This is a genomic window from Flavobacterium sp. KACC 22761 (genome assembly GCF_034058155.1).
Lineage (GTDB): Bacteria > Bacteroidota > Bacteroidia > Flavobacteriales > Flavobacteriaceae > Flavobacterium.
Genome location: NZ_CP139148.1, coordinates 1,471,069 through 1,496,550 on the forward strand (window position 1 = coordinate 1,471,069; position 25,482 = coordinate 1,496,550).

General features: G+C 33.5%; 28 protein-coding genes. 21 read left to right on the top strand and 7 right to left on the bottom strand.

Annotated features, from left to right (window positions below; genetic code table 11):
• Window positions 1-47: 47 nt before the first annotated feature.
• The 10 genes from hemE (at window position 48) to SCB73_RS06545 (ending at window position 8,878) form a co-directional block, all read left to right on the top strand.
• Window positions 48-1,073 (top strand): uroporphyrinogen decarboxylase, encoded by a 1,026-nt coding sequence (hemE, locus tag SCB73_RS06500; protein WP_320569268.1) that lies wholly within the window; start codon window positions 48-50, stop codon window positions 1,071-1,073.
• 85 nt (window positions 1,074-1,158) lie between these two features.
• Window positions 1,159-1,536 carry a hypothetical protein gene (locus SCB73_RS06505; protein ID WP_320569269.1) on the top strand — a complete coding sequence of 126 codons (378 nt, stop codon included), beginning with the start codon at window positions 1,159-1,161 and terminating at the stop codon, window positions 1,534-1,536.
• Window positions 1,537-1,538: 2 nt separating this feature from the next.
• On the top strand, window positions 1,539-2,084 hold the full coding sequence (locus tag SCB73_RS06510) for a GNAT family N-acetyltransferase (RefSeq protein ID WP_320569270.1): 546 nt from the start codon (window positions 1,539-1,541) through the stop codon (window positions 2,082-2,084).
• Complete coding sequence (gene hemF, locus SCB73_RS06515; RefSeq protein WP_320569271.1) at window positions 2,081-2,983, top strand: oxygen-dependent coproporphyrinogen oxidase; 903 nt, start codon at window positions 2,081-2,083, stop codon at window positions 2,981-2,983. The genes SCB73_RS06510 and hemF overlap by 4 nt, the downstream gene beginning before the upstream one ends.
• Before the next feature lie 32 nt (window positions 2,984-3,015).
• A complete protein-coding gene (locus SCB73_RS06520) occupies window positions 3,016-3,570 on the top strand; it encodes a type II toxin-antitoxin system antitoxin SocA domain-containing protein (RefSeq protein WP_320569272.1) in 555 nt (184 codons plus the stop codon).
• The gene (locus SCB73_RS06525; protein WP_320569273.1) at window positions 3,571-5,433 is read left to right on the top strand and encodes a hypothetical protein; all 1,863 of its coding nucleotides are present in this window, start codon (window positions 3,571-3,573) and stop codon (window positions 5,431-5,433) included. It begins immediately after the preceding gene.
• 27 nt (window positions 5,434-5,460) lie between these two features.
• Window positions 5,461-6,399 (top strand): DUF4421 family protein, encoded by a 939-nt coding sequence (locus SCB73_RS06530; RefSeq protein ID WP_320569274.1) that lies wholly within the window; start codon window positions 5,461-5,463, stop codon window positions 6,397-6,399.
• A 63-nt stretch (window positions 6,400-6,462) separates the two neighbouring features.
• A complete protein-coding gene (locus SCB73_RS06535) occupies window positions 6,463-7,365 on the top strand; it encodes a fructose bisphosphate aldolase (protein WP_320569275.1) in 903 nt (300 codons plus the stop codon).
• A 110-nt stretch (window positions 7,366-7,475) separates the two neighbouring features.
• Window positions 7,476-8,468: a porphobilinogen synthase gene (gene hemB / locus SCB73_RS06540; RefSeq protein WP_320569276.1), complete on the top strand. Its 993-nt coding sequence runs from the start codon at window positions 7,476-7,478 to the stop codon at window positions 8,466-8,468.
• Between the two features lie 2 nt (window positions 8,469-8,470).
• Window positions 8,471-8,878 (top strand): c-type cytochrome, encoded by a 408-nt coding sequence (locus SCB73_RS06545; RefSeq protein ID WP_320569277.1) that lies wholly within the window; start codon window positions 8,471-8,473, stop codon window positions 8,876-8,878.
• Between the two features lie 211 nt (window positions 8,879-9,089).
• On the opposite strand, the gene SCB73_RS06550 is transcribed toward SCB73_RS06545, so the two are convergent.
• Window positions 9,090-11,150 carry a M13 family metallopeptidase gene (locus SCB73_RS06550; protein WP_320569278.1) on the bottom strand — a complete coding sequence of 687 codons (2,061 nt, stop codon included), beginning with the start codon at window positions 11,148-11,150 and terminating at the stop codon, window positions 9,090-9,092.
• A 278-nt stretch (window positions 11,151-11,428) separates the two neighbouring features.
• Here SCB73_RS06550 and SCB73_RS06555 point away from each other — a divergent pair, with 278 nt between their 5' ends.
• From SCB73_RS06555 to SCB73_RS06580, 6 genes are all read left to right on the top strand, one after another.
• Window positions 11,429-12,094: an SCO family protein gene (locus tag SCB73_RS06555; RefSeq protein ID WP_320569279.1), complete on the top strand. Its 666-nt coding sequence runs from the start codon at window positions 11,429-11,431 to the stop codon at window positions 12,092-12,094.
• Between the two features lie 103 nt (window positions 12,095-12,197).
• A complete protein-coding gene (locus tag SCB73_RS06560; protein WP_026727375.1) occupies window positions 12,198-12,437 on the top strand; it encodes a FeoA family protein in 240 nt (79 codons plus the stop codon).
• A complete protein-coding gene (feoB, locus tag SCB73_RS06565) occupies window positions 12,437-14,536 on the top strand; it encodes a ferrous iron transport protein B (RefSeq protein WP_320569280.1) in 2,100 nt (699 codons plus the stop codon). The genes SCB73_RS06560 and feoB overlap by 1 nt, the downstream gene beginning before the upstream one ends.
• Window positions 14,537-14,541: 5 nt before the next feature.
• Window positions 14,542-14,664, top strand: coding sequence for a FeoB-associated Cys-rich membrane protein (locus SCB73_RS06570; protein WP_413927823.1), 123 nt, complete (start codon window positions 14,542-14,544; stop codon window positions 14,662-14,664).
• 178 nt (window positions 14,665-14,842) lie between these two features.
• Window positions 14,843-14,968 (top strand): hypothetical protein, encoded by a 126-nt coding sequence (locus SCB73_RS06575; protein WP_320569281.1) that lies wholly within the window; start codon window positions 14,843-14,845, stop codon window positions 14,966-14,968.
• Window positions 14,969-15,017: 49 nt separating this feature from the next.
• Window positions 15,018-15,944, top strand: a complete 927-nt coding sequence (locus SCB73_RS06580) for an alpha/beta fold hydrolase (protein WP_320569282.1) — start codon at window positions 15,018-15,020, stop codon at window positions 15,942-15,944.
• An 83-nt stretch (window positions 15,945-16,027) separates the two neighbouring features.
• Here the strand turns inward: SCB73_RS06580 and SCB73_RS06585 are convergent, their stop codons facing one another.
• From SCB73_RS06585 to SCB73_RS06595, 3 genes are all read right to left on the bottom strand, one after another.
• Window positions 16,028-16,681, bottom strand: coding sequence for an HD domain-containing protein (locus SCB73_RS06585; protein WP_320569283.1), 654 nt, complete (start codon window positions 16,679-16,681; stop codon window positions 16,028-16,030).
• Window positions 16,682-16,889: 208 nt separating this feature from the next.
• Window positions 16,890-17,882: an acyl-ACP desaturase gene (locus tag SCB73_RS06590; RefSeq protein WP_320569284.1), complete on the bottom strand. Its 993-nt coding sequence runs from the start codon at window positions 17,880-17,882 to the stop codon at window positions 16,890-16,892.
• A gap of 53 nt (window positions 17,883-17,935) precedes the next feature.
• The gene (locus tag SCB73_RS06595) at window positions 17,936-18,676 is read right to left on the bottom strand and encodes a lysophospholipid acyltransferase family protein (RefSeq protein WP_320569285.1); all 741 of its coding nucleotides are present in this window, start codon (window positions 18,674-18,676) and stop codon (window positions 17,936-17,938) included.
• Between the two features lie 206 nt (window positions 18,677-18,882).
• Between SCB73_RS06595 and SCB73_RS06600 the strand changes: the two genes are divergently transcribed.
• The 5 genes from SCB73_RS06600 to SCB73_RS06620 all read left to right on the top strand — a co-directional run bounded on the left by SCB73_RS06600 (window position 18,883) and on the right by SCB73_RS06620 (window position 22,861).
• Complete coding sequence (locus tag SCB73_RS06600; protein WP_320569286.1) at window positions 18,883-19,152, top strand: hypothetical protein; 270 nt, start codon at window positions 18,883-18,885, stop codon at window positions 19,150-19,152.
• Window positions 19,140-19,892, top strand: a complete 753-nt coding sequence (locus SCB73_RS06605; protein ID WP_320569287.1) for a hypothetical protein — start codon at window positions 19,140-19,142, stop codon at window positions 19,890-19,892. Before SCB73_RS06600 ends, SCB73_RS06605 begins: the two co-directional genes overlap by 13 nt.
• 1 nt (window position 19,893) lies before the next feature.
• Entirely contained in the window at window positions 19,894-20,310 is a 417-nt protein-coding gene (gene rnpA, locus SCB73_RS06610; protein ID WP_320569288.1) for a ribonuclease P protein component, read from the top strand.
• A 102-nt stretch (window positions 20,311-20,412) separates the two neighbouring features.
• Entirely contained in the window at window positions 20,413-22,050 is a 1,638-nt protein-coding gene (locus tag SCB73_RS06615; protein ID WP_320569289.1) for a S41 family peptidase, read from the top strand.
• 7 nt (window positions 22,051-22,057) lie between these two features.
• Entirely contained in the window at window positions 22,058-22,861 is an 804-nt protein-coding gene (locus SCB73_RS06620) for an OmpA family protein (RefSeq protein ID WP_320569290.1), read from the top strand.
• Window positions 22,862-23,009: 148 nt separating this feature from the next.
• On the opposite strand, the gene SCB73_RS06625 is transcribed toward SCB73_RS06620, so the two are convergent.
• From SCB73_RS06625 to SCB73_RS06635, 3 genes are all read right to left on the bottom strand, one after another.
• Entirely contained in the window at window positions 23,010-23,456 is a 447-nt protein-coding gene (locus SCB73_RS06625) for a GNAT family N-acetyltransferase (RefSeq protein ID WP_320569291.1), read from the bottom strand.
• Between the two features lie 201 nt (window positions 23,457-23,657).
• Complete coding sequence (locus SCB73_RS06630) at window positions 23,658-24,305, bottom strand: DUF1579 domain-containing protein (protein ID WP_320569292.1); 648 nt, start codon at window positions 24,303-24,305, stop codon at window positions 23,658-23,660.
• A 207-nt stretch (window positions 24,306-24,512) separates the two neighbouring features.
• Window positions 24,513-25,478 carry a DUF4837 family protein gene (locus tag SCB73_RS06635; RefSeq protein WP_320569293.1) on the bottom strand — a complete coding sequence of 322 codons (966 nt, stop codon included), beginning with the start codon at window positions 25,476-25,478 and terminating at the stop codon, window positions 24,513-24,515.
• Between the last annotated feature and the right edge of the window lie 4 nt (window positions 25,479-25,482).

Below are 25,482 nucleotides of genomic sequence, written 5' to 3' on the forward strand. Positions count from 1 at the left end.
TTTGCAACTTTGTCACTTTGCGACTTTTGCACCTAAAATAAAAAACAATGTTAAAAAACGACCTATTTTTAAGAGCATTAAAAGGAGAAACTGTACAACGTCCGCCAGTATGGATGATGCGTCAGGCAGGAAGATATTTACCAGAATTTAGAGAACTTCGTGATAAATATGATTTCTTTACGCGTTGCGAAACTCCAGAATTAGCGGCTGAAATCACTGTACAGCCAATTCGCAGAATTGCTCCAGATGCTGCTATTTTATTTTCGGATATTTTGGTAGTGCCACGCGCAATGGGAATTCATGTTGAATTGAAAGACAATTTAGGTCCGATTATTCCAGATCCAATTCGTACAATGGAACAAGTGAATCAAGTTTTTGTTCCAGATGTAAACGAAACTTTAGGTTACGTTTTTGATGCTGTGAAATTGACTAAAGAAATGCTGAACGACGAAGTGCCGTTAATTGGTTTCGCTGGTTCACCTTGGACAATTTTCTGTTACGCTGTTGAGGGAAAAGGTTCTAAAAGTTTTGATACTGCAAAAGGTTTCTGTTTTTCAAACCCGGTTGCAGCGCACACTTTATTGCAAAAAATTACCGATACCACTATTTTATATTTAAAAGAAAAAGTAAAATCAGGAGTAAATGCGGTTCAGATTTTTGATTCTTGGGGCGGAATGCTTTCTCCTGTTGATTATCAGGAATTTTCATGGAAATACATCAACCAGATTGTTGACGCTTTAGCTGATATTACGCCTGTTATTGTTTTCGGAAAAGGATGCTGGTTCGCACTTGGTGAAATGGGTAAAAGTAAAGCTTCAGCTCTTGGAGTTGACTGGACTTGCACGGCAAGAAATGCTCGTTATTTGTCTGGTGGAAATATTACGTTGCAAGGAAACTTTGATCCGTCAAGATTACTTTCTCCAATTCCAACTATCAAGAAAATGGTTCACGAAATGATCGACGAATTCGGAAAAGATAAATATATCGTAAATTTAGGTCACGGAATTTTACCAAATATCCCTGTAGATCACGCAAAAGCGTTTATTGACGCTGTGAAGGAATACGGGCAATAATAGTTGATGGTTGATGGTTTTTGGTTGATAGTTAAGCTCCCAGAAACCATCAACCAAAAACCATCAACTACCAACTTAAAAAAACATGCTCAATAAAGGATTAAGAGACGAAGAAAAAATAAGAATTGATAACGTTCTCAAAACGTTACGAAATCTCATTTATGTACCTTATCCTTTGAATGTTTTACAAAAAACAGAAATTGAAAATCAACTGAAGGAATTCGGATTAAACATTGAAAGTTTAATTGATTTTTCCAATGAAGATTTAATCACATTGTTAATGCGTCTTCATTTTGATTGGGAACATTTGGAACAATTCGGAGATATTTTGATCGAATTCTCGAAAGAAGAAAATTATAATTTCGCCGATAAAGCTTTAGCTATTTATCAATATATTCAGCAAGAAAGCAAAGTTTTTTCTTTTGGAATCAATGCTAAAATTGCTTCTCTAAAAAACAATTAGAAATGAGTTTTACAGATTGGAAAACTGACCGAATCGAAAATATTCTTCCTAAAGAGTTTTATAAACTAATTGATAAGAATAAAAATCATATTGAAAAGACTTTCCCTGTAACGCTAGCTAATTCCGACTCACCAGAAAAAGCTGAAAATTTTATCTCCGTTAATAAAGACAAGGAAAGAAATAGTGAAGGATATTATTTCTTCGCCCGAGATATAAAAACAAATAATCTAATTGGTTATTTATGTGTAAAAACGATCGATTATCGCATTTCTAAATGTGAATTAGGTTATTTTATTGACGAAGATTTTCAAGGAAAAGGAATTACATCCAAAATGGTTTCTGATGCGCTTGACTTTTGTTTCAATAAATTAAAAATGAACAAAGTTTTTATCTGCACTTCAGAAATCAATCTCGCAAGTCAGCGAATTGCATTAAAACACAATTTTAAACAAGAAGGAATTTTAAGAGACGAATTTAGAAACGGCGACGGCACTTTGCAGAACACGGTTTATTTCGGACTACTTAAATCAGAATATATTAAATCATGAAAGACAAATTTTACGCCTACATACAACAATTACAGGACCAAATCTGCGCTGGATTAGAAGCTATTGACGGAACTGCAAAATTCCGCGAAGATTTATGGAAACGCCTAGAAGGCGGTGGTGGAAGAACACGTGTTATTGAAAACGGTGCGGTTTTCGAAAAGGGTGGTGTAAACATTTCAGCCGTTCACGGAAAACTTCCTGAAACGATGCAAAAAATGTTCAACGTTGGCGAAGCCGATTTCTTCGCTTGCGGATTAAGTTTGGTAATTCACCCAAAAAGCCCAATGGTTCCTACTGTGCACGCCAATTGGCGATATTTTGAAATGTATGATGAAAACAGAAATGTTATCGAACAATGGTTTGGCGGCGGACAGGATTTAACGCCTTATTATTTGTTTGAAGAAGATGCGAAACACTTTCATCAAACTTGTAAAACAGCGTGTGACAAACACAATCCAGAGTTTTACCTGAAATATAAAAAACAATGCGATTCCTATTTCTGGAACGCGCATAGAAATGAAGCCCGCGGAATTGGTGGTTTGTTCTTTGATTATTGCAAAGCAAATGAATCAATGTCAATGGAAAATTGGTATAACTTTGTAACTGAGGTTGGTAATAGTTTCCTTGAAGCGTATGTTCCGATTGTAGAAAGAAGAAAAAATTTAGCATATACTCCGGAAAACAGAAACTGGCAGGAAATCCGTCGTGGCCGTTATGTGGAGTTTAATCTAGTTCACGACAAAGGAACTTTATTCGGTTTAAAAACAAACGGAAGAATTGAAAGTATTTTAATGAGTTTGCCTCCGCATGTGCAATGGGTTTATGATCATCATGCCGAAGCAGGAAGCGAAGAAGAGAAATTAATTTTAACACTATCTAACCCAATTGATTGGATATAAATAGATTATATTTACAATAAAATTTACTAATTATGAGTACGAAAATAGAAATATTTGAGACAATTGTTCATCGACTAAAAGATTGGTATATGGAAGAAAATAAAATCACTTCTATAGAAAAATTCAATCAGAGTAATGACTTTAGTATCTTAAAATTAATCAAATTACATTTTTTCGTGACAGCAATCAATAGTAATACAGATCCAATTTTACTAGATAAATTTGAGTTTTTTGCTATGCCATATGGACCAGTTGAAACTGATATTTATCGTAAAATAAAAGATAACTCCAGTTTTTCTAACTTTTCAATTAACAATTTTAAGACAACATTCATAGACAATACTCCATCAACAAATATTGATGGAGCAGTTAACAATTCAATTGATGAAGCTATAATTACAATAAAAAAAATCGACTCATGCTTTGTAAATGCAGATGCAGGTTCTTTAGTTGAACTAACTCATAAATGGGATTCTTGGAAATTTGTTTATGCTGAAGCGGTAAGAAGTGGTATTTATTCTAAAAAAATTGAAAAAGATTTAATTGTCAGAGATAATAAAATTCTAAACCTACAATTAGTCTGTTAAATGAGGTGGTTAGAGCAGTTACAGAACTTTCTAGATATCGAATTTCAAAATCCAAATTGGGCAGACGAATTAAACCCAAATTTAGATTTGGTTGAATTCACAACAAATCTTGTTGAAAAAGAAAAAGATGTTTTAATAAAAGTATTTGAATTTTTAAATCTTTCAGTCTTAGAAAGCGAATATGTTTTTAATAAAACTGTTTTTGATGAAAAGTTAAAAGAGATCCATAGCAAAGTTGGTGTTTTACAAGGAAGTTTAATGACAACAGACAATGATGATTTTCTTTTTTCAAAAGCTTTAAGTGATCAACAATTCTTATTTTCATTCAAAAAAGCTCTAGAAGTTTACAAAAGAATTTCGGACAATGTTAATAAACAAATTAGCAATCTTCATAAAACAATAGTTCTAGATATTTCAGATACTTTTGATGGTACCAACAAATATTTCACATCTAAAGATGATGTATTGACTGAAAGTTTGTTCGATTTATTTTATATTAATATTTCTCTTTCCAGAGCAAGTTTCTTTTTAGAAAATTATAATTCTGAGTTTAAGGACCTTCTTGAAACAAAAGATGTACTTAAAAAACTAAAAACCAAAATAAACTATCCTGAAACATGTTATAATCAAATTATTGATATTTTAATTGAATCTGCTACTTTTTTTCAAAGAAAAATAATAATTCGTATTACACAAGATGAAACCCGATACAATGATGGTTATATATATAATTTAAATGAGTATAGTTTTTCATTAGATCAACATCCTTTAATGTTTGATTACTTTAAAAAATGGGATAATTATTCGCAGAACCATTTTTTAAGTGAGGATAATAAAGAAAAAGAAACTATAATAAAGAGATTAGCTGAAGAAATATTAACAGAAACAAGAGACTCTTCTACTTTTACTTTTTTTCAGACTCATTGTCTAATAAAATATTATAAAGACCTTAAAAAAGATCTAACTGATCTAGAAAAGCTTATTACAATATTTGAAAACTATGAACCAAAATCTGATTTTGATAGATTAGCCTTAAATGTTTCAAAGAATTATTTAATGAATAATATTCTTTCATTAAAAATCAACAATATTAATTTTTCTGATATAGACAATTTAATTTCAGAATATAGAAAACTTCAGGAAAGTTCACTTGTAAATAATTTCTTTCCCTATTTTAAAATTTGCTCATTTTTAAAAAAATACATTGAAACAAATATTTCAATTGAAGAATTGAAAATTGAAAATCTTACAAATGTCGAAATTGCTCTTGAAAAACTTAAAATATGCTTTAAGCTTTACAAAAAAAATGTTCAATGGTCAGAGAATCATTTATATTATGCGTATCAACTTCCATGCGAGGAAGCTAAAATTAATATTAACCTAAAAAAAGGAGAAGAAGATATCACCTTAAGTTATTTTACCTCTTTGGGGTTTTCACTTTCGATAGATTATACAAAATATAAAGATTCTCTAAAAGAAATTGAATCTTTTATTTTGAATTTTGACAATCAAATTAAAAGCTTAAAAAACATTTATTCTTCTACAAATAAACTAATTGAAAAACAAACAGAAATTCAAGCTCAATTAAAAGAACAAGAAAAGAAAAACTTAGAATTACTAGGAATATTTTCAGCAATTATAGCTTTACTCTTTCAAGGAGTTAATACCGCTGGCAGTACAGAAAGTATTCAATATAAATTAATAACATTCATTTGCATGTTTGTAGTTCTTTTTTCTTTTTTATTTATGATAAGGATCTTTTTTAATAAAGAAGAAAAAATTGAGAGAATGAGTAAATGGTTTGAAATGTCTGTATTTATTTTAATGTTTGTCGTTCTAATTTTACTCTATTCTACTAAATAGTATTGTTGTTGTTTTTATTTTTAATAAGTGGATTTAAAATTAATTTATATAGCGTTTTTTGCAAGTGTTTTTGGGTGTTTTGCCCAAAATGATACGCTACAAAATCCGTATTTTAAATCATACAATGATAAAATTACTGGGAGCATTTATTATTTAGATACTTCAAATAGTTTTCAAATTGCTTCAGATAAAGAAGAACCTAAAATCTTTCTCGATCTTATTCCGAATAGAAGAGAGCAAATTGGTTTTAATTTGAATTATAAAATCATTGACGTAACAATTGGTTTTGCTCCGAAATTTCTTGGAGGAAATACTGGCGATTCACATTCCAAAAACTTTAATTTCAATACTCGTTTTTATTATAAAAAATGGATGCAGTCGCTCACTTTCATCAATCAAAAAGGATTTTATGTCAGTGAAAGCGGTATAAATGCCCAACTGCCAAATATGCGTACAACAAAAATTGGTGGCTCGACATCGTATATTTTTAATGATAAATTCTCATACAAAACATTGGTAAACCAAAACGAATGGCAAACTAAAAGTTCTGGCAGTTTCATCCCTACTTTTTCTTTCTATTATACTAATATAGACTTAAATACACCCGATTCATCTCCTGGAGATATTTACGTATTTACTTTAACTCCTTCATATTTTTATAATTTTGTAATAAGTGATCGCGTTTTAATTGGAGCTGGACTTGGTTTGGGCGCCGGGATTAACGATGTTGACGGAGACACCTCAGCATTATATCAAGCCGATTTCAATTTAAAATTGGCTTATAATCAAGATCGTTTCTTTGCTTTTGCCAGTCTCAATGCGGTAAGCTTTGATCAGGATGAAAAAGTAGATCCGCGATTGAATGACAATATTGTCACTTTAAAAATTTCTGCAGGATATCGATTTGATCCTCCAAAAAAGATAAAAGAAGTATATGACAAAGCAAATGAGAAAATAGGTCTTTAAAAAGCCTTCAAAATAGCAAAAACAAGCACAAGCAGGGATTTCTAATAATTAAAAATCATTATTATGGAAAAGACAAATGTAAAAACGGCACAACTAAATCGTATGCATTCCGGAAAAGGCTTTATCGCCGCGCTTGATCAAAGTGGCGGAAGTACCCCAAAAGCATTATCGCAATATGGCGTTGAAGAAAGCAATTATGCAAATGAAGAAGAAATGTACACACTTGTACATGAAATGAGAACCCGAATTATTAAAAGTCCAGCATTTGACAGTCAATATATTCTTGGGGCAATTCTTTTTGAAAATACAATGGACCGCAAAATCGACGGACAATGGACGGCCGATTATTTGTGGGAAAAGAAAAATATCGTTCCGTTTTTAAAAGTTGACAAAGGACTTGCTGAACTTTCAAACGGTGTTCAATTGATGAAACCGATTTCAAATTTAGATGATTTGCTCGACCGTGCCGTGGCGCGAAATATCTTTGGAACAAAAATGCGTTCGGTGATTAAAGAAGCAAATGCGAAAGGAATTCAGGAAGTTGTTGAACAACAATTTGCAGTTGGTTTGCAAATCTTCAAAAAAGGACTAATTCCGATTATTGAACCAGAAGTTGACATTTATAGTTCAGATAAAGAAAAATCAGAAGAAATTCTGAAAAATGAAATTATAAAACAGCTAAATACGCTTGCCAAAGATGTAAAAGTAATGTTGAAATTATCAATTCCAACGGTCACTGATTTTTATAAAGAACTAATGAGTGACTCTCATGTTGTGCGTGTCGTAGCATTATCCGGTGGTTATTCACGAGAAGAAGCCAATCAAAAACTTTCACAAAACCACGGACTAATCGCGAGTTTCTCAAGAGCATTATCTGAAGGACTTTCAGCCGGACAATCTGACGATGATTTCAATAATGAGCTAAACAACACAATCAAAGAAATTTACAACGCTTCAATTAAATAATTAGTCGAAAGTTTAAAGTCGTAAAGTCAAAAGTATTTCAAATAATAAAAATTAAAGTAAGATTGCAAAAAATCTAAAATCTGCAGTCTAAAATCTAAAATTCAAATAAAATGTTCCCATTACAAAGAAACCGTCGTTTAAGAACCAATGAATCTATTCGTTCTTTAGTTCGTGAAACAAGCTTAAGTCCGCAAGATTTTATGCTTCCAATGTTTGTTGCCGAAGGAAAAGATGTAAAATCTGCCATTCCTTCAATGCCTGGAATTTATCGCCATTCGCTAGATAACACAATCAAAGAAGTAAAAGAAGCTTGGAATTTAGGAATCAAAGCGGTGAATATTTACGTAAAAGTAAGCGACAATCTAAAAGACAATAAAGGAACAGAAGCCTGGAACAAAGACGGTTTGATGCAACAAACAATCCGCGCGATTAAAGATGCTGTACCGGAAATGATTGTAATGCCGGATGTTGCTTTAGATCCGTATTCAATCTACGGTCACGACGGAATCATCGAAAATGGTCAATTAATCAACGACGCCACTGTTGACGCGCTAACCCGAATGAGTTTAAGCCACGCTGAAGCTGGTGCCGATTTTGTTGCGCCAAGCGACATGATGGACGGAAGGGTTTTGGCGATCAGAAAAGCGTTAGAGGAAAATGGTCACCATAACGTGGGGATAATGAGTTACAGTGCCAAATATGCTTCGGCATTTTACGGACCGTTTCGTGATGCGTTGGATTCTGCTCCGGTAGATTCTCAAAATATCCCAAAAGATAAAAAGACCTATCAAATGGATTATGCGAACAGAATTGAAGGAATTCGTGAAGCATTATTAGACGTTGAAGAAGGTGCAGATATCGTAATGGTAAAACCAGGAATGGCTTATTTAGACATTGTTCGTGAGGTAAAAAATGCCGTTCACGTGCCCGTTGCGGTTTATCAAGTATCTGGTGAGTACGCAATGGTAAAGGCCGCAGCAGAAAAAGGGTGGTTGGATCATGACAAAATTATGATAGAGCAACTTTATTGCATTAAGCGTGCAGGAGCCAATATTATCTCAACTTATTTTGCAAAAGAAGCAGCTGTAATTTTAAATAAATAATAATGAAAAAAATAATATTCTTAATTGCCGTTTTAGCTTTTGCTTCATGTAAAAAAGAAAGTCAGGAATCATTTGGAAAATCAACAGAAAGCACCGAATCAGTTTCTGAAGGAGAATCGGCGAGAGCCAAAACACCAGAAGATTTAGGAAAAGAAATTTTTGAAGGAAGAGGCAATTGCACTTCTTGCCATCAGGTGGGGGAAAAAGTGATTGGACCAAGTATTCAGGAGATTGCTAAAACTTACAAAGACAAAAAAGGTGACATTCCGACTTTCTTAAAAGGAAATGCAGAACCAATTGTTGACCCGAATCAGTTTGCAGTTATGCAGACTAACTTTGCGATAACAAAAGCAATGTCTGACGAAGAATTGAAAGCAATTGAAGCTTATATTTACAGCCATTTGAAATAATCTTCTTAAATCCCAGAGGGAATTTATAGAACCTAATAATTGTTAGAAACAAACCCCGTCCGAGTGAAATATCACTCCGCTGGAGCTTAATTTCATCATGTTTTTTTCAGCTATAAATATTATACTCCGCTGGAGCTTTAAATTTATAAAACAAAAAAGAGGCTGTCTCAAAAATTGAGACAGCCTCTTTTTATATTATAAAATAAAAGAATTACCAGATTTTAACTCTCTTTTCTGGTTCAACATACATTGCATCACCTTTTTTGATTCCAAAAGCTTGGTAGAAAGAATCTAAGTTTTGGATTGGCACAACTGCTCTGTACATTCCTGGAGAGTGTGGATCCGTTTTAACTTGGCTTTTAATAGCCTCATCTCTAGCTTTTGTTCTCCAAACTGTTGCCCAAGAAATAAAGAAACGTTGCTCTGGAGTAAATCCGTCAATTAAGCCAGGATTTCCATGAGATTTCAAGTATAATTGCAAACCGTCATAAGCAGCATTTGTTCCACCTAAGTCACCGATATTTTCACCTAAAGTAAATTTACCATCAACGTGAATTCCTGGCAATGGCTCTAAAGCACTATATTGAGCAGCAAGTTCTCCACCAAGAGCAGTAAATTGTTTTAAATCTTCAGGAGTCCACCAGTCAACTAGGTTTCCGTCAGCATTGTAACGAGCACCAGAATCATCAAATCCGTGAGAAATCTCGTGACCGATAACTGCTCCAATTCCACCGTAATTTACAGCAGCATCAGCTTGGTAATTATAAAATGGAGGCTGTAAAATTGCAGCTGGGAAAACAATCTCGTTGTAAGATGGGTTGAAATAAGCATTAACAGTTTGTGGAGACATTCCCCATCTTGTTTTATCTACAGGCTTTGAAAGATCAGCAAGATTGTCAGCATAAGCCCATTTTGAAATACTTTTCATATTATCAAAATATGTTCCGCCTTCCTTAACGTCTTTAAGCTCTAATTTTGAATAATCTTTCCATTTGTCCGGATATCCAATTTTAATCGTTAGTTTTTTTAATTTTTCAATAGCCTTAACTTTAGTTTCAGCAGACATCCAAGGCAACGCATTGATTCTGTTCTCATAAGCAAGCATAACATTAGCAATCATGTCTTTTGCTTTTTCTTTTGCTTCAGCAGGAAATAATTTTTCTACATACAATTTTCCTAAAGCTTCTCCAGTTGCTCCGTTGATTACTTGCAAAGCAACTTCTTCACGCGGACGTTGTTTTAAAGCTCCAGTTAATGTCTTTCCGTAAAAATCAAAGTTTGCGTTTTCAATTTCTGTAGTCAAAGTTGAAGCTGCTCTGTTTAATAATGACCATTTTAAGTACTCTTTCCAAGCTTCTACTTTCTTTTCCGTAAAAGTTTTTTCTAGAGCGATCATGTAACGAGGCTGTGCCACATTTACTGTATCTAATTTAGCCATTCCAATTCCTGCGAAATATTTCTCCCATTGAATAGAAGGCGTATTCTTTTTCAAATCAGCAACAGCAGTTGGGTTGTATTGTTTTCTTCTGTCTCTTCTTTCAACACGGTCTAATCTTGGCGCAGACATTTCAACTTCTAGAGCCAAAATTTGTTTTGCACTTTCTTTTGCTTTAGCAGGAGACTCTCCGATGAATTGCATCATACGAGCAACATGTAATTCATATTTTTCACGTTTTTCTTTAGAATCTTTATCATCTGCATTATAGTAATCTTTATCAGATAGTCCTAAAGTACCTGGACTTAAACTCACAGTGTTTTTGTTACTGTTTTTAGCATCAGCACCAACATAAACTCCAAAGAAACCTGATCCGCCAGAAAGTTGCATTTCAGTGATATAATTTTGAAGATCGGCAACATTTTTAATGGCATCGATTTTCTTCAAATAAGGTTGAAGCTGCGTAACGCCTCTTTTGTTTCTTCCAACAGTATCTAAGATAGTGTTGAACAAAGCAATTGCTTTACCTTGATCCGTATTTGATTTATACTTCGGGTTTTTCGAAGCTTCTTTCAAAATAGCAAGAGAATTCTCGTCAGTTTTTTGACGCAATTCGTTAAAACTTCCCCATGAAGTTCTATCACTAGGAATTTCAGTTTTGTCTAGCCAAGCTCCGTTTACATAACGAAAAAAGTCCTGACCTGGACTTACTTTTGTATCCATATTGGCAATATTGATACCTGGTTCTTTTGGTTTTGCACTTTGAGCTTGAACTGCAGTTAATGAAAACATTGCAGAAACTACACAAAACATTGGTTTAGTAAGCTTTTTAATCATTATAATTTATTGTTTTAGTATATATACAAACATATTGTTATTATTTTGAATGTTATGTTAAAATTCATCAATAATTAACAGTTTCTTTTCGAAGATATCCTTTTGAACGCCTTCAGTTAAACATTTGTCTAGACAACTATCTTTTTGTTACAAAAAAATTCGATAAATAATTCTAACCTGAAAAACAGATTATAATTTACCGTTTTCATTCTGTTAAAAAGCCGTTATAATTAAGACTTTAAAAAGCTGTTTTTGTATTTTTGCGCCAAATTATTTTTATGAAATCGCTTCTTTATAAATACCGCAAATTCTTTATTGTTTTAATTCTATTTTCGGTTGTCACCATATCGTTATTTTATTCGGCTTTAAAACCTCAAAAAACGCTTCCAATTTACAATCCTGCTGATGTCAATCCAGAACTTGTTGACAGTACGATTCAATACAAAAGCAAATACCACACCATTGCCGATTTTGCGTTTGTAAACCAAAATGGAGACACGATTACGCAAAAAAACTATGAAGGAAAAATTTATGTTGCCGATTTCTTCTTCACAACTTGCGGGTCTATTTGTCCAAAAATGACAACTAATCTGGAAGATGTTCAAAAAGCAGTTTTGAATAATCCGAAAGTAATGTTGCTTTCGCACACCGTTTTTCCTGAAGTTGACAGTATTCCAGTTTTAAAAGCCTATGCCATTAAGCATCATGTTGTGGACAGCAAATGGAATTTGGTAACCGGCGACAAAAAAGAAATTTACACGATGGCAAGAAAATCGTATCTAGCTGTAAAATTAGGCCGTCCAGATCAGCTTTATGATATGGTTCATACCGAGAATTTTGTTTTGGTCGATCAAAAACGACGTGTCCGTGGTTTTTATGACGGAACAAATAAAGAAGAAATCAAACGTCTTTTGGAGGACATCGATTTCTTGTCAAAAGAGTAAAATCCTTTATTTTTAGAAAGATTTAGCATATTCAAGAGTGTTAAATGCCTTGAAATAAAGAATAATTGCCTACTTTTGCAATCTAAATTCAATCTAAATAAGCTTGCAAAATACAATTCACACTCTGAAAAAAGGCGAAAAAGCCATTATCAAAGATTTTGATATCGATCTTGTTCCTCTAAAATTATTAGAAATGGGTTGTTTGCCGGGCAGCTTGGTCGAATTAATTCAAATTGCTCCTTTTGGAGATCCTCTGTATCTTGACATTAACGGTTCGCATGTCGCGATTCGCATTGAAACTGCTCGTGAAATTGAAGTTGAACTTATCCAAAACAATTTGTAATGAGTGTTCAAAACATTAATGTTGCCCTTATTGGGAATCCAAATACCGGAAAAACTTCCGTTTTCAATCAGCTTACAGGTTTAAATCAACAGGTTGGAAATTATCCGGGAATTACGGTGGAGAAAAAAATGGGGTTTTGCAAACTTCCCCATAACATTAAAGCCAATATTCTAGATTTGCCAGGAACGTATAGTTTGAATGCAAGTTCAATGGACGAAAGTGTTGTAATCGAACTTTTGCTCAACAAAAACGACAAATTATATCCAGATGTCGCAGTTGTAGTAACCGATGTTGAAAATCTGAAAAGAAATTTACTGATTTACACGCAAATAAAAGATCTTCAAATTCCGACGATTTTAGTCATTAACATGTCGGATCGCATGGAGCGAAAAGGAATCTCGCTCGACATTCCGCTTTTGGAAGAAAAACTAAAAACTAAAATTGCTTTAGTCAGTTCAAGAAAAGGATTAGGAATTGAAGAATTAAAGGAATTAATTGTTTCTTATAAAACAATTCCGAACGAACCTTGTTTAAATGCTTCAGTAATTGACGAAGAATACTTTAAGAAGCTGCAACACGCTTTTCCGAATCAATTATTGTATAAATTATGGCTTGTGATCACGCAAGACGTGAATTTTTTGAATTTGGATCGAAATGAAATCAGAAGCACTTTCACAAAATCACATTCCGAATTAAAACGCTTGCAACAAAAGGAAACGATTAAACGTTACCAATTTATAAATGATGTTTTAAAAGAAGGCTTAAAAGTCGACGCCTCAATGGCGAATGACATCCGTGCAAAACTAGATCGCGTCTTGACGCATAAAGTTTGGGGTTATGCAATTTTCTTTGCCATATTATTTTTGATATTCCAATCTATTTTCAGCTGGTCAACCATTCCGATGGATTTTATCGATAGCACATTTGCTTCGCTAAGCGCCTGGACTGCACAAGAATTGCCAAGCGGCATTTTGACCGATTTGCTTTCGCAGGGAATTATTCCGGGAATTGGTGGCGTTATTATATTTATTCCGCAAATTGCCTTTTTATTTCTCTTTATTTCCATTTTGGAAGAAAGCGGTTATATGAGCCGAGTTGTTTTTTTAATGGATAAAATCATGCGCAAGTTTGGCCTTTCAGGAAAAAGCGTTGTGCCTTTAATTTCGGGAACGGCTTGTGCTATTCCGGCAATTATGGCAACTCGAAATATTGAAAACTGGAAAGAACGCCTTATTACGATCTTGGTAACGCCACTAACGACTTGTTCGGCAAGATTACCCGTTTATGCAATCATTATTTCGCTGGTTATTCCAAGTACACGTGTTTTTGGAGTATTGAATCTTCAAGGATTAACATTGATGTGTCTGTATGTTCTAGGATTTGGAACTGCAATTTTATCAGCTTATATTTTAAACAAAGTTTTAAAATTAGAGTCAAAAACGTATTTCGTGGTTGAAATGCCAAGTTATAAAATGCCACTTTTGAAAAATGTTGGAATCAATGTTGTCGAAAAAACGAAAGCTTTTGTTGTTGGAGCCGGAAAAATCATTTTAGCAATATCTGTTATTTTATGGTTTTTAGCTTCTTACGGCCCAGGAAAAAATTTCAACGAAGCCGAAACAATCGTTAAAGAAAGATTTGCCGACAAAACATTGACAGAAATTCAGTTTGAAAATGAAGTTGCTTCTCAAAAACTTGAAAATTCCTATATCGGATTAATGGGAAGAGCGATCGAACCAGCAATTGAACCTTTAGGATACGATTGGAAAATCGGAATTGCCTTAATCAGTTCGTTTGCCGCGCGCGAAGTTTTTGTTGGAACACTTGCAACCATTTATAGCGTTGGCGATACAGATAATGAATCGACTATAAAAAGCAAAATGCAGGCCGAAATTCGGCCAGAAACCGGACAAAAAGTATTCAACTTTGCAACTGGAATTTCATTATTGCTCTTTTACGCTTTTGCAATGCAATGCGCCAGTACATTAGCAATCACCAAAAAAGAAACCAATTCTTGGAAATGGCCAGCAATGCAACTTGTTTTTATGAGTTCGCTTGCTTATTTATCAGCATTAATTGCTTATCAATTCTTAAAATAAAAATCATGGTTCAGGAAATTATCGCTTTTGCCATATTAGGATTTGCCATTGGGTTTTTAATCAAAAAATTCTTTTGGAAATCAAAAAAGAAAAAAGACTGTGGTGACGGAAACTGCGGTTGCAGTTGATTTCGAAAAAAAACCATTAAAATAAAGACAAAGCTTCACAGAGATTTTTCAATTTCTTAGTGAAGCTTTGTCTTTTTTGCCTTTAAACAAAACGTCCTTTTTTGATATTTAAAAAACTTTTAGTAGCCTAATATCAAGTTCAAAAGATGTTATTTTGCACAAACTCAAAATCCATAAAATGATGACTGAAGAAGATAAATTCGAAATCGTAAGAGACAATAGAGTTGCCCGATTGTTATGGTTCTCTCTTGGTTTTTTATGCGCTTTTTTAATTACATACTTTGTAATGAAAAACAATCATTAGTTTTTTTCTGTGCAGTTTTAATTACATTTATGTTTTTAAAATATGCCAAATGAAATCAAAAGTTCCTTTTCTGTTTTTGCTATTTCTTATTTTTATTCAAAGCGGAATCAGCCAAACTAAAACTGATGTAAAGCAAGAATCAAATAGCACTTTCATTACTTCAGATGGAGTTTCGTTATTTTTGAAAGTTTCAGGAAAAGGCGAAGTCTGCATTTTTGTACACGGCGGTCCTGGCGCTTGGAGCAAATCATTTGAAGAATTTGGCGGAAATGTTCTAGAAGATCAGCTAAAAATGTGTTATTACGATCAAAGGGGATGCGGTCGATCTGGATCTTCGGTTGACAACAATTACAGCATGGACAGAATGATTGATGATATCGAAGAAATTCGTGTGCATCTTAAAACCTCGAAAATATTTGTAATTGGACATTCGTTTGGAGGAATTCTAGCCACAAAATATGCCGAAAAATATACGCAACATGTAAAAGGCCTAATTCTACTGAATGCCACACTTGATATTAACGATTCGCTTCTGAATCAAATTGCTTTTATGGGCAAAACGCTAGGAGAAGATTTCTCAGTAAAAAACAAAGATTCCATATTAAACACCTTTTTTGAAGCCAAAACAAAAATCAAAAAAGCTGATTTGGATTATAAAATACTCTCTGATAACAGAACCACTGTCGAAAAACTAGACAGCATTGATAACAGCGAAAAAAGAAATTCGTCGTTTGCTCAGTATGCGCTTAGCGGCCCTTTATATTTTAGTGACTTCACCAAAGAAACGGCTTCAATCAAAGTTCCAACACTAATAATCTCCGGAACAAAAGACAATAACATTGGCCCGAATCATTATCGTTTGTTTAAATTTCCAAACCAAGAAGTCAAGATCATTGACGGCGGACATATTTTGTATTATGAACAAAATAAGGAGTTTAAAACCACGATTGAGAAATTCGTTCAGAAAGTCAAATAGGAGATCAAAGAAAAAAGATCAAAGATGAAAGACTGAATCTTAAATTTTACTGTGATTGAGACTGAAAACTGAGACTGAAAACCTTACTTAACTCCCTCCCATTCAGCATAAAACTGAGCAAGAAACAATTCCATGAAATGATGTCTTTCAGCAGCGATTTGTTTTCCTTTTTCAGTATTCATTTTATCTTTCAAAAGCAAAAGCTTCTCATAAAAGTGATTTATCGTTGGTGCATTGTTCTTTTTGTATTCTTCTTTCGTCATGTTTGTAACAGGAGCAATTTCTGGATCATACAAAGCTCTGTTTTTAAAACCGCCATAATTAAACGCTCTTGCCACGCCTATTGCACCAATCGCATCCAAACGATCTGCATCTTGAACAATATCCAATTCGACAGATGAGAATTTCTTTTCGAAATTTCCGCCTTTATAGGAGATATTTTCAATGATATCGACTACATGCTGGATAATGTCTTCCGAAACGTTTTCAGCCTCTAAAAACGTTCGTGCTGTTTTTGGACCAATAGTTTCATCTCCATTATGAAATTTGCTATCGGCGATATCATGAAGCAATGCTCCTAATTGTACAATTTCAAGATTACAATCAGTGTCTTTTGCAATCAAAAGTGCATTTTTATATACACGCTCAATATGAAACCAATCATGACCGCCTTCGGCATCATTAAGTTTTTCTTTTACAAAAGTGATCGTTTTATGGATTAATTCAGAGGTATTCATAACAGAATTTTATACATCTTTAGGAGTAATTTAATTTACTCACAGATTTTGGAGATTAAACAAACTTGGCAGACAAACAACTGCTTTTATAAAAAATGTTGATTGCCAAAATGCTGGTAAAGCTATGACAATCAACATAAAAATATTTCTCTATTTAAAATCGCAACTTTGTTGCATGATCAAAATTTCAAGCTATAATTTTCAAAAATTATAATCTTGCAGGCTCAACCCATTTAAAAATGTGAGATTCTGCAGGAATAACTAATCTTTCAGAAATTCTAGCCATACGAGCTGGTAATTTCATCAAATAATCACGAGCTTTTTCAGCTTCGTCTGTCAAATTCGAAATTTTATCGATTTCCCATTTGTTCATCAATTTCTGCATGATATCAACATAATCGTTAGCCGTATAAACTCCAATACGTTGTGCTGAATCTGAGAATTGCTCAAAGGCAGAACTGATTTTTTGACCAGATTCTCTCAAAAAGTGTGCAGGCATTACGATTTTTTGCTTCATCATGTATTGAAAAGCCAACATCATTTCGCTCGGATCCACTTGAAAAATTCTCGTTACGAATTCGCTGTATGCATGGTGGTGACGCATTTCGTCTCCAGCAATCATTTTACACATTTTAGACAACTTGTTATCACCAAATTTCTTTGCAATTTGTGAAACTCTATTGTGCGAAACATAAGTTGCTAATTCCTGAAAACTAGTATATACAAAGTTTTTGTATGGGTCAGTTCCAGTTCCGATATCAAAACCGTCGTTGATTAAGTGCTGTGTTGTCATTTCGATTTCACGCATGTTCACACGACCAGACAGATACAAGTATTTATTTAGAAGGTCTCCATGACGATTTTCTTCACCAGTCCATTGCCTGATCCATTTTGACCAGCCATTTCCGCCGTTCTCCACCTGATCGACACCTTCTACATCCATTAACCAAGATTCATATGTAGGCAACGCTTCTTCAGTGATGGTGTCACCAACAAGCGTAACCCAGAAATCGTATGGAAGTTCTTTAGCAATTTCACGCAACTCTTTTACCTCCTCAAAGAAATTATCTCCTTCAGAATTAGGCAAAAAGTCTGACGGCTGCCAAATTTTTTCCACTGGAATTAAATACTGTTCAACGAAGCTTTCTACGTTTTTTTCCAAAAACTGCATTACTTCTAATCTAATGTTTTTTATAGACATTACTTATTTTTGATTTGGGATTTAAGTTTCAGCTTTTCGCTAAAAACAAAAATCTATTTATACTCGTTTACTCCTTCTACAACAGCCTTTTCTGTCAAAGCCATCAATTCTGCAAAATCATAATCTTTTACAGCCATTGCTTTGTGTGCGGTAAAAGTTAGATCGTTTCCTAAACCAACAGGAAACATACCATAGCGAACCATTTTCCATGAATTATTGATGCTCACCGGCACAACATAAGCTGATGGAGCATATTTACATAAGATTTTCAAACCGCTTTGGGCAAATTCTTTAGGTTTTCCAGTCTTGCTGCGGGTTCCTTCCGGAAATATAACTGCAGACCTGGTGTTTTTTTCGATATATTCAGACAAGCCTTTGATTACAGGAATCGCTTGTTTAGGGTCTTTTCGGTCAATAAGTACTGATCCTCCGTATTTCAAGTTGAAAGAAACACTTGGGATTCCGCTTCCTAACTCTTTCTTACTTACAAATTTACAATGAAAACGTCTAAAGTACCAAATCATTGTAACGATATCGTACATACTTTGGTGATTGGCAACAAAAATGATCGGAACTCCTGTCGGAATATCTTCTACACCTGTAACTTTATACGTTGTTCCCACAAGATTCGTACATCTTAAAAGACAAAGGTTCAAATAATCGACACTTTTTTTGTGTGCTTGATATCCAAAAACATTTAAGCAAATCCATTGTATTGGATGAAAAACCACCAAACACAATCCAAAACATAAGTAGTAAATAACAGATATTGGGTACGAAATTATCTTTTGCATGCCTGAAAAATTAATTGCCAAAAGTAGTAAATATATTTTTAGCCTTATAAAAATTGAAAACAATAACTGTTTTTCTTGTTTAATTGTACCTTTGCCGTAAAATTTGCAAATTTTTTCTGAACTAAATGAACCTCCAATTCAACAAAATGAAGGGTTTATATCAGATAAAAATTGTAAATTTGACAGTAAACTTGTTTATAAAAGTCATGAAAAGTAAGATCGCACGTTTTGTTATAAAACAACACAAAGAAAAACTAAACACTAATGAAACAGATATTTTAATTAAATCTGCTTCAAGAAGTTCAAGTTATGCTATTAGAGAATCTAAAGCTTTAGGACTAACTATAAAATCAATTTCAGATAAAAAAATAATTGAAAAACTTCCAAACGGAGAAATCAAAGTAATTCGAAATCTACAAGATACATCCATTTCAGATAATGGTTTGAAAAAAGGAATGGTATTATGCAGGAAATAAAAAAAAGACTGAGAATATTTGCTGGGCCAAATGGATCTGGCAAAAGCACTCTTTTCGAAGAATTTTCAAAACATTACAATACTGGATATTTTATTAATGCTGACTATCTTGAAAAAATTCTCCAAACCAAGGGCTTAATAGACTTAGATTCATACAACATACAAGCCACATCTGAAGATTTAATGACTTTTTTTAAAAAAGAAAGCACCAAAACCCTAATAGAGACTGCAAGAGAAAAAGGATTTAAAATTTCTTTAGATATAAAAGAAAATTTCATTCTTTCAATTTCAAAAAAACCGAATAGCTATGAAGGGTCTTTAATTTCTTCTTTTTTAAGAGAAAAACTTCTAAAAGAAAACAAAAGCTTTTGCTTTGAAACAGTAATGAGTCATGTTTCTAAATTAAATGACATAGAAGAAGCAAATTCTTTAGGCTATACAACGTACTTATACTTTGTCTGCATTGATGATCCTGAAATTAATATCTCAAGAGTAGAAAATAGAGTACAAAAAGGCGGACATGCTGTTGATAATCAAATAATAAAAAACAGATACTCAAGAACTTTAAATAATTTATTTCCAGCTATTGAAATCTCAAACAAAGCTTATTTATTTGACAATTCTGGTGACAAATTAACCTTAATTGCAGAAATTTACGATGCAAAAGCATTAAAACTTCATATCAATGAAGAAGATTTTCCAAATTGGTTTAAAGAATTTGTATTAAATCATTTTATATAAAATGAACTTCACTTACCCTAAAAATGAACGCTTAAAAAGCAAAACGACAATTGGATTACTGTTTTCTGAAGGGAAATCGGTGTCGAAATATCCGCTTCGTTTGGTTTACCGTCACGCGGAAGAAAATTCAGAAGAAAAAATAAAACTTGGCGTTTCGGTTTCCAAAAAATATTTCAAAAAAGCTGTTGACCGAAATTATTTCAAAAGAGTGCTGAGAGAAACCTATCGACTCAATAAACATTTGCTTTTGGAAAACTTGAATGCGCCTTATTCCATTATGTTTTTTTATCAAACAAAAGACAAATTATCCTATCAGGAAATCAATACCAAAACGATTCAGTTGTTTGAGAAATTTTTGCAGCAAATAAACAAAACTCCTGATTCTGAAAACAAACCTGAATCGCAGAATCCCTTATAATCAATCAGTTTGAAATAGAACTTTGAGATTAGTCTGTCCGAATAATCGTAATTGATGATTTATTCTTATTTTAGTGCTTTATAATTAAGATAATTCACGATTATGTATCCATATTTCAAAAAGAGATTCATTATACCGACCGTTGCGGCAGGGCTTTTATTTGTTGGAACCAGTTTCAAAGAAGACTTTTTTGAAATTGCCAAACAAATCGAAATTTTTACGACTTTATTCAAAGCAGTAAACACAAATTATGTAGACGAAACCAATCCCGGCGATTTGATGGACAAGGCCATTAAAAGTATGCTTGGAAGTTTGGATCCATACACCGTTTACTTCAATGAGCAAGATGTTGTCAATTTCAAAATCAACAATACAGGCGAATACACTGGAATTGGTGCTTTGATCGCAAGAAAAAAAGATCGCTTAATTGTTCGCGAGCCTTACAAAGGCTATCCTGCAGATAAAGCCGGACTTAAAGCGGGTGACGAAATTATCCAGATTGGCGATATTTTGATTGCCGATTATAAAGACGACGCCTCACAATTGATGAAGGGAACAAAAAACACCAAAATTCAGATCAAATACATTCGTCAAGGAAAAACCAATACTACAGAACTAGTTTTGGACGAAGTTGATATCAAATCGGTTCCTTTTTATGGAAAAATTGACGATAAAACCGGTTATATCGTTCTTTCTCACTTTAGCCGAAAAGCCGCTGCTGAAGTGAAAGATGCTTTGGAAAAATTAAAAGCTGATGGAGCGACTCAAATCGTATTGGATTTAAGAGGAAATCCTGGCGGACTTTTAAATGAAGCTATTGACATCTGTAATTTATTTGTTCCGAAAAATGAAGTGATTGTGACAACTAAATCGAGAATCGAAAAACACAACAATACATATAAAACGACAAAAGATCCTGTTGATACCGAAATTCCGCTTGCTATTTTAGTGAATGGGCGAAGTGCATCTGCATCTGAAATTGTTTCTGGTGCTTTGCAGGATTTAGATCGCGCGGTTATTTTAGGAAGCAGAAGTTTCGGAAAAGGTTTGGTACAACGTTCTGTAGATTTAACTTACGGAACGCAACTAAAAGTTACCATTTCACGCTATTATACTCCATCTGGACGTTGCATTCAGGCACTTGATTATGCGCATAAAGACAAAAACGGTGTTGCTCAAAAAACAGAAGCAAAAAACTTCAATGCTTTTAAAACCAGAAAAGGAAGAACCGTTTATGATGGCGGTGGCGTTCTGCCAGATATCGAATTGGATGAAACCAAAATGAGTCCGATTACAACTGCTTTATTAAAAAACGATGGTATTTTTGATTATGCAACAACATATTACTACAAAAACCCAAATCTTGGAGATAAAATTCCGGTTTTGACCGATGCCGATTACGCATCATTCAAACAATATTTGAAAACCAATAAAATCAGTTTTGATACTGAAACCGAAATTGCTCTTAAAAACACTTTGGCTGCAGCCAAAAATGAAAAAATAGAAGAAACAATTGCCCCAGAATATCAACAACTATTAAATGCTTTAGAAAAAAGCGAAACCACTTTACTTGACAAAAATCAAAAAGAAATTAGAGGTTTGATTCAGGAAGAGCTTATCAAAAGATACCAATATCAAGAAGGTTTATATCAATTTTATCTTAAAAACAATTCAGAAATTAAAAAAGCGGTGAGCGTTTTAAATAATCAAACTGAGTACAAAACGATTTTAAAAATGTAAAAATGAAATGAAACTTTGTTTAGCCCTATTTCTGTTTATTATTTACAATTTATCGGCACAGCAAAAACCTATCGAAACCATTTATTTTGAGTTTGACAAATACGATCTAACTCCTCTACAAACCGAAGTTGTAACTAATTTCATTAAAAGTATTGATACAGCCAAAGTTGAATCAATACAAATCTACGGGTACTGCGATGATCGCGGTACCGATGAATATAATTATAGATTATCGAGCAATCGTGCCAATACGATTCAGAACTTATTGGTATCTCTCGGATTTAACCAAAGCAAAATTGTTATTCTAGAAGGAAAAGGCCGAATTGTTGTCCGGCCTGACACTATTGAAAACCTGCACGAAACCCGTTCCCGGAATCGGCGGGTTGATTTGATCGTAGTAAAACGGAATAGTTTTGGAAAGGGAATTTACACTTCTTTCAAAGACAATCTAAAAGTGGGCGACAAAATATATTTAGAAAGTATTTTGTTTGACATTGGAAGCTCAAAATTAACCGCATCGTCTCAAAAAGAACTGGACAAAATCGCCGAAAAACTTCAAAAACAAAGAAATATCCAATTTGAAATAAGAGGCCACGTTTGCTGTACTCCTGAAATTTACAACGACGGAATTGACAAGGCAACCAACGAAAGAAGGCTTTCATGGAACCGCGCCAAAACCGTCTTCAATTATCTAAGCTCTAAAAAAGTGTCCAAAAACAGAATGACTTATCAAGGTTGTGGCAATAAATATCCGTTAGGAAAAGGAGATAAATATGACCGCAGAGTCGAGTTTTTGATTACTAAGATTTGACAAAATTCTATTAACTAAACCAAAAAAACGCTTTTCGAACTTAAAGTTATACTTTAAAAAAAACTATTATTAAATTGTTTTTTAGATTATTATAAAAAAATAAAAATATGAAATTTTAACAATGCAATAATGTTGCATTAATGTTTTTTTATCCGCGAATCATTTCTATATGTTCGATATCGTCCTCCAAATACATTTCGCTTGTTTGCACAAAACCATGGCTCTCATAAAATTTCTTTAAATACAATTGTGCACCAATTGTAATTTTATCTCTGTCGAAATTAGACTTTATTTCAGCAATAGCTTTTCGCATTAAATCGTGTCCAAATTTTTTATCTCTGTAATTGGCATCGACAGTCACTCTTCCTATAGAAGCATTGTCAAAACTTATTCCGGCATCGAATAAACGAGAATAAGCGACAATTTTGCCATCAAGTTCACCCATTAAGTGCAATGCTTTTTTGTCCTTGCCGTCAAGATCCAAATACACGCAATTTTGCTCCACTACAAAGATCTCACTTCTCAATTTAAGCAAATCGTATAGTTCGTTAACCGTTAATGCCTCAAAAGGCTTTATTTTCCATTTTAGTTCCATTATGCTAAAGTTTTGCCACAAAGGCACAAAGTCGCAAAGTTAACTTTATATTTTTTGCTAATAATATTGATTTTAATAAAAAGCCCGATTACAAATTGGAATCGGGCGATTTACTTTATAGAAATTCCAGTTTTAACCTTTCACACGGTCAGGAAAAACTTTGTTACTTTGTTACTCTGTATTTTTGTAACTCTTTAAAAACTATTTTTTCTTCGAAATAATTTCCATGCTTTTATATTCGGCACCGTTTTTCATATCATACATTTCGAATTTTCTAGTTGTCGGATCAACAATAGTATAAACTTCACGATAAGGAGTTTTTTTTCCCTTTACTGGATCTACAGTTTCTCCTTTTAATTCGATTGTTTTTGTGCTTTCGTCATATTTACCATAGGCTACCATCATTCCGGTTCCCATATTGTCAATAAAAGTATTCGTAAATTCTTTAGTGGCATTATTATATGCTAACGTCCCTTTTCCTTCAAAAGGAGCTCCCATAATAGTACCTTTGTAATCCGTTTCTTGATAACGCCCGCCAAAAACCATTTTTACGGTTGCTATTGAAGTTGCTTTTTCTGGTTTACCGTTTGGTTCATACCAAAAAGTCATGTCGCAAGTCCATGTTCCAACTTCTTCCGCCATTATTTTATGTGGCTCGCCCGGAGTTGCATATGCCTGCCAAGCCTTTGTTGCAGTTGCAGAATCTACAGGCGCTTCAGTTTCGGCAACTGGTTCTTCGGTTTTAATACTATCTAAATCTTTTGTTTCAACAGTTTCGGTTTTGACTTCTTTTTTACAAGAAATAAAACTCAACAAAAACACTACTAATATTCCGGTTACATTTTTCATAAGTATTTGTTTTTACGTTTGTTACAAACAAATTTAATGAAAAAATATTTAGTTTCAGGTTTCAGATTCTATACGTAATTTGAAACTTATGCATTTTATGTTATGTGAGCGGAGTCGAAGGGCTTAACTTAAATAGCTTCGACTCCGCTCAGCCTGACATTGCTAAGAGATCTTGAAACTTGAAACCTGAAACTTGAAACAAAAAATCTACTTCTTATCAATCTTAACTGATTTTATAATTGCTTCAAGATCGAGCATTAAATCGCGTTCTTGATTCGAAGGTGAATAGCAAAAACCTTCAATTACTAAAATTCGGTTATACTTTTCGTCTATGATTGCATAATTGATGAAAGGTCCTGCCATAAAATCATTGCGCATTTCCCAAGTTCCTTTTGTTTCATAGGCTTTTTTACCATCTAATTGCATTACGGTAAAATATGGCGCATAAGCTTCTCCTGTTATCATTCGGGTTTTGGGTTCTCTTCCTTTGATATATTCTCCAACAGAATCTCTCATTTTGATAATATCGGCAACAACATTTGATTTTTTGAAAGAATTAAGCGGAATTTGGTAAATCAGTAAACTCGTATTGCCACTGATAATGTTTTTCTTGAGCCAAATAAAATTCTTTTTGTGGAGCATGTATTCATAACCAACTGGAATTTCAAGCGTTGCATGAAACTTGTTTTTGATAATAGCTTGATTCATCAAAGATTTGCTATTATCCTCTTGGATTTTTTGAATTTCCGCCTCATGAATAATTTTAATCATTTGAGCCGAATTAAGTTCGATGCTGCAAATAATATCATCTACAGATCGTCCGTAAATTCGAAAAGTATTGTGAGGAAGTTTTTTGCTTCTGATAATTTCAAACTTATCAGTTGCGGCTTTTTTGACAACAATTATGCTTCTGCTGTCTGTAACAAAACCTTCGAGCAAACGAGCGGGATATTGATTGATTGTAAAAAGCGGTTCTTCTTGGGTCAATCCCCAAACTGGCGAAGCAAATTTATTTCTGATGGTGTCGCCCACTTCTCCGTACCACAACTGATCGTCGATGATAACAGAAATCGTGTTGGCTTTACCCGAAACAGGTTGAGTCTGTTTGTCTGTTTTTAGGCATGAAACCAATAAAAACGGAACTATTAGAAATAAAAAAAGGGTTTTATTCATTTTT

Bases quoted from the DNA above. Each gene is read 5' to 3' on its own strand.
- SCB73_RS06630 (WP_320569292.1), bottom strand. From the start codon at position 24,305: ATGAAAAATGTAACCGGAATATTAGTAGTGTTTTTGTTGAGTTTTATT.
- SCB73_RS06575 (WP_320569281.1), top strand. From the start codon at position 14,843: ATGATGACTGAAGAAGATAAATTCGAAATCGTAAGAGACAATAGAGTT.
- hemB (WP_320569276.1), top strand. From the start codon at position 7,476: ATGTTCCCATTACAAAGAAACCGTCGTTTAAGAACCAATGAATCTATT.
- SCB73_RS06605 (WP_320569287.1), top strand. From the start codon at position 19,140: ATGCAGGAAATAAAAAAAAGACTGAGAATATTTGCTGGGCCAAATGGA.
- SCB73_RS06510 (WP_320569270.1), top strand. From the start codon at position 1,539: ATGAGTTTTACAGATTGGAAAACTGACCGAATCGAAAATATTCTTCCT.
- SCB73_RS06585 (WP_320569283.1), bottom strand. From the start codon at position 16,681: ATGAATACCTCTGAATTAATCCATAAAACGATCACTTTTGTAAAAGAA.
- SCB73_RS06590 (WP_320569284.1), bottom strand. From the start codon at position 17,882: ATGTCTATAAAAAACATTAGATTAGAAGTAATGCAGTTTTTGGAAAAA.
- hemE (WP_320569268.1), top strand. From the start codon at position 48: ATGTTAAAAAACGACCTATTTTTAAGAGCATTAAAAGGAGAAACTGTA.
- SCB73_RS06505 (WP_320569269.1), top strand. From the start codon at position 1,159: ATGCTCAATAAAGGATTAAGAGACGAAGAAAAAATAAGAATTGATAAC.
- hemF (WP_320569271.1), top strand. From the start codon at position 2,081: ATGAAAGACAAATTTTACGCCTACATACAACAATTACAGGACCAAATC.
- SCB73_RS06635 (WP_320569293.1), bottom strand. From the start codon at position 25,478: ATGAATAAAACCCTTTTTTTATTTCTAATAGTTCCGTTTTTATTGGTT.
- SCB73_RS06620 (WP_320569290.1), top strand. From the start codon at position 22,058: ATGAAACTTTGTTTAGCCCTATTTCTGTTTATTATTTACAATTTATCG.
- SCB73_RS06555 (WP_320569279.1), top strand. From the start codon at position 11,429: ATGAAATCGCTTCTTTATAAATACCGCAAATTCTTTATTGTTTTAATT.
- rnpA (WP_320569288.1), top strand. From the start codon at position 19,894: ATGAACTTCACTTACCCTAAAAATGAACGCTTAAAAAGCAAAACGACA.
- SCB73_RS06570 (WP_413927823.1), top strand. From the start codon at position 14,542: ATGGTTCAGGAAATTATCGCTTTTGCCATATTAGGATTTGCCATTGGG.
- feoB (WP_320569280.1), top strand. From the start codon at position 12,437: ATGAGTGTTCAAAACATTAATGTTGCCCTTATTGGGAATCCAAATACC.
- SCB73_RS06595 (WP_320569285.1), bottom strand. From the start codon at position 18,676: ATGCAAAAGATAATTTCGTACCCAATATCTGTTATTTACTACTTATGT.
- SCB73_RS06615 (WP_320569289.1), top strand. From the start codon at position 20,413: ATGTATCCATATTTCAAAAAGAGATTCATTATACCGACCGTTGCGGCA.
- SCB73_RS06520 (WP_320569272.1), top strand. From the start codon at position 3,016: ATGAGTACGAAAATAGAAATATTTGAGACAATTGTTCATCGACTAAAA.
- SCB73_RS06550 (WP_320569278.1), bottom strand. From the start codon at position 11,150: ATGATTAAAAAGCTTACTAAACCAATGTTTTGTGTAGTTTCTGCAATG.
- SCB73_RS06535 (WP_320569275.1), top strand. From the start codon at position 6,463: ATGGAAAAGACAAATGTAAAAACGGCACAACTAAATCGTATGCATTCC.
- SCB73_RS06580 (WP_320569282.1), top strand. From the start codon at position 15,018: ATGAAATCAAAAGTTCCTTTTCTGTTTTTGCTATTTCTTATTTTTATT.
- SCB73_RS06625 (WP_320569291.1), bottom strand. From the start codon at position 23,456: ATGGAACTAAAATGGAAAATAAAGCCTTTTGAGGCATTAACGGTTAAC.
- SCB73_RS06525 (WP_320569273.1), top strand. From the start codon at position 3,571: ATGAGGTGGTTAGAGCAGTTACAGAACTTTCTAGATATCGAATTTCAA.
- SCB73_RS06600 (WP_320569286.1), top strand. From the start codon at position 18,883: ATGAAAAGTAAGATCGCACGTTTTGTTATAAAACAACACAAAGAAAAA.
- SCB73_RS06545 (WP_320569277.1), top strand. From the start codon at position 8,471: ATGAAAAAAATAATATTCTTAATTGCCGTTTTAGCTTTTGCTTCATGT.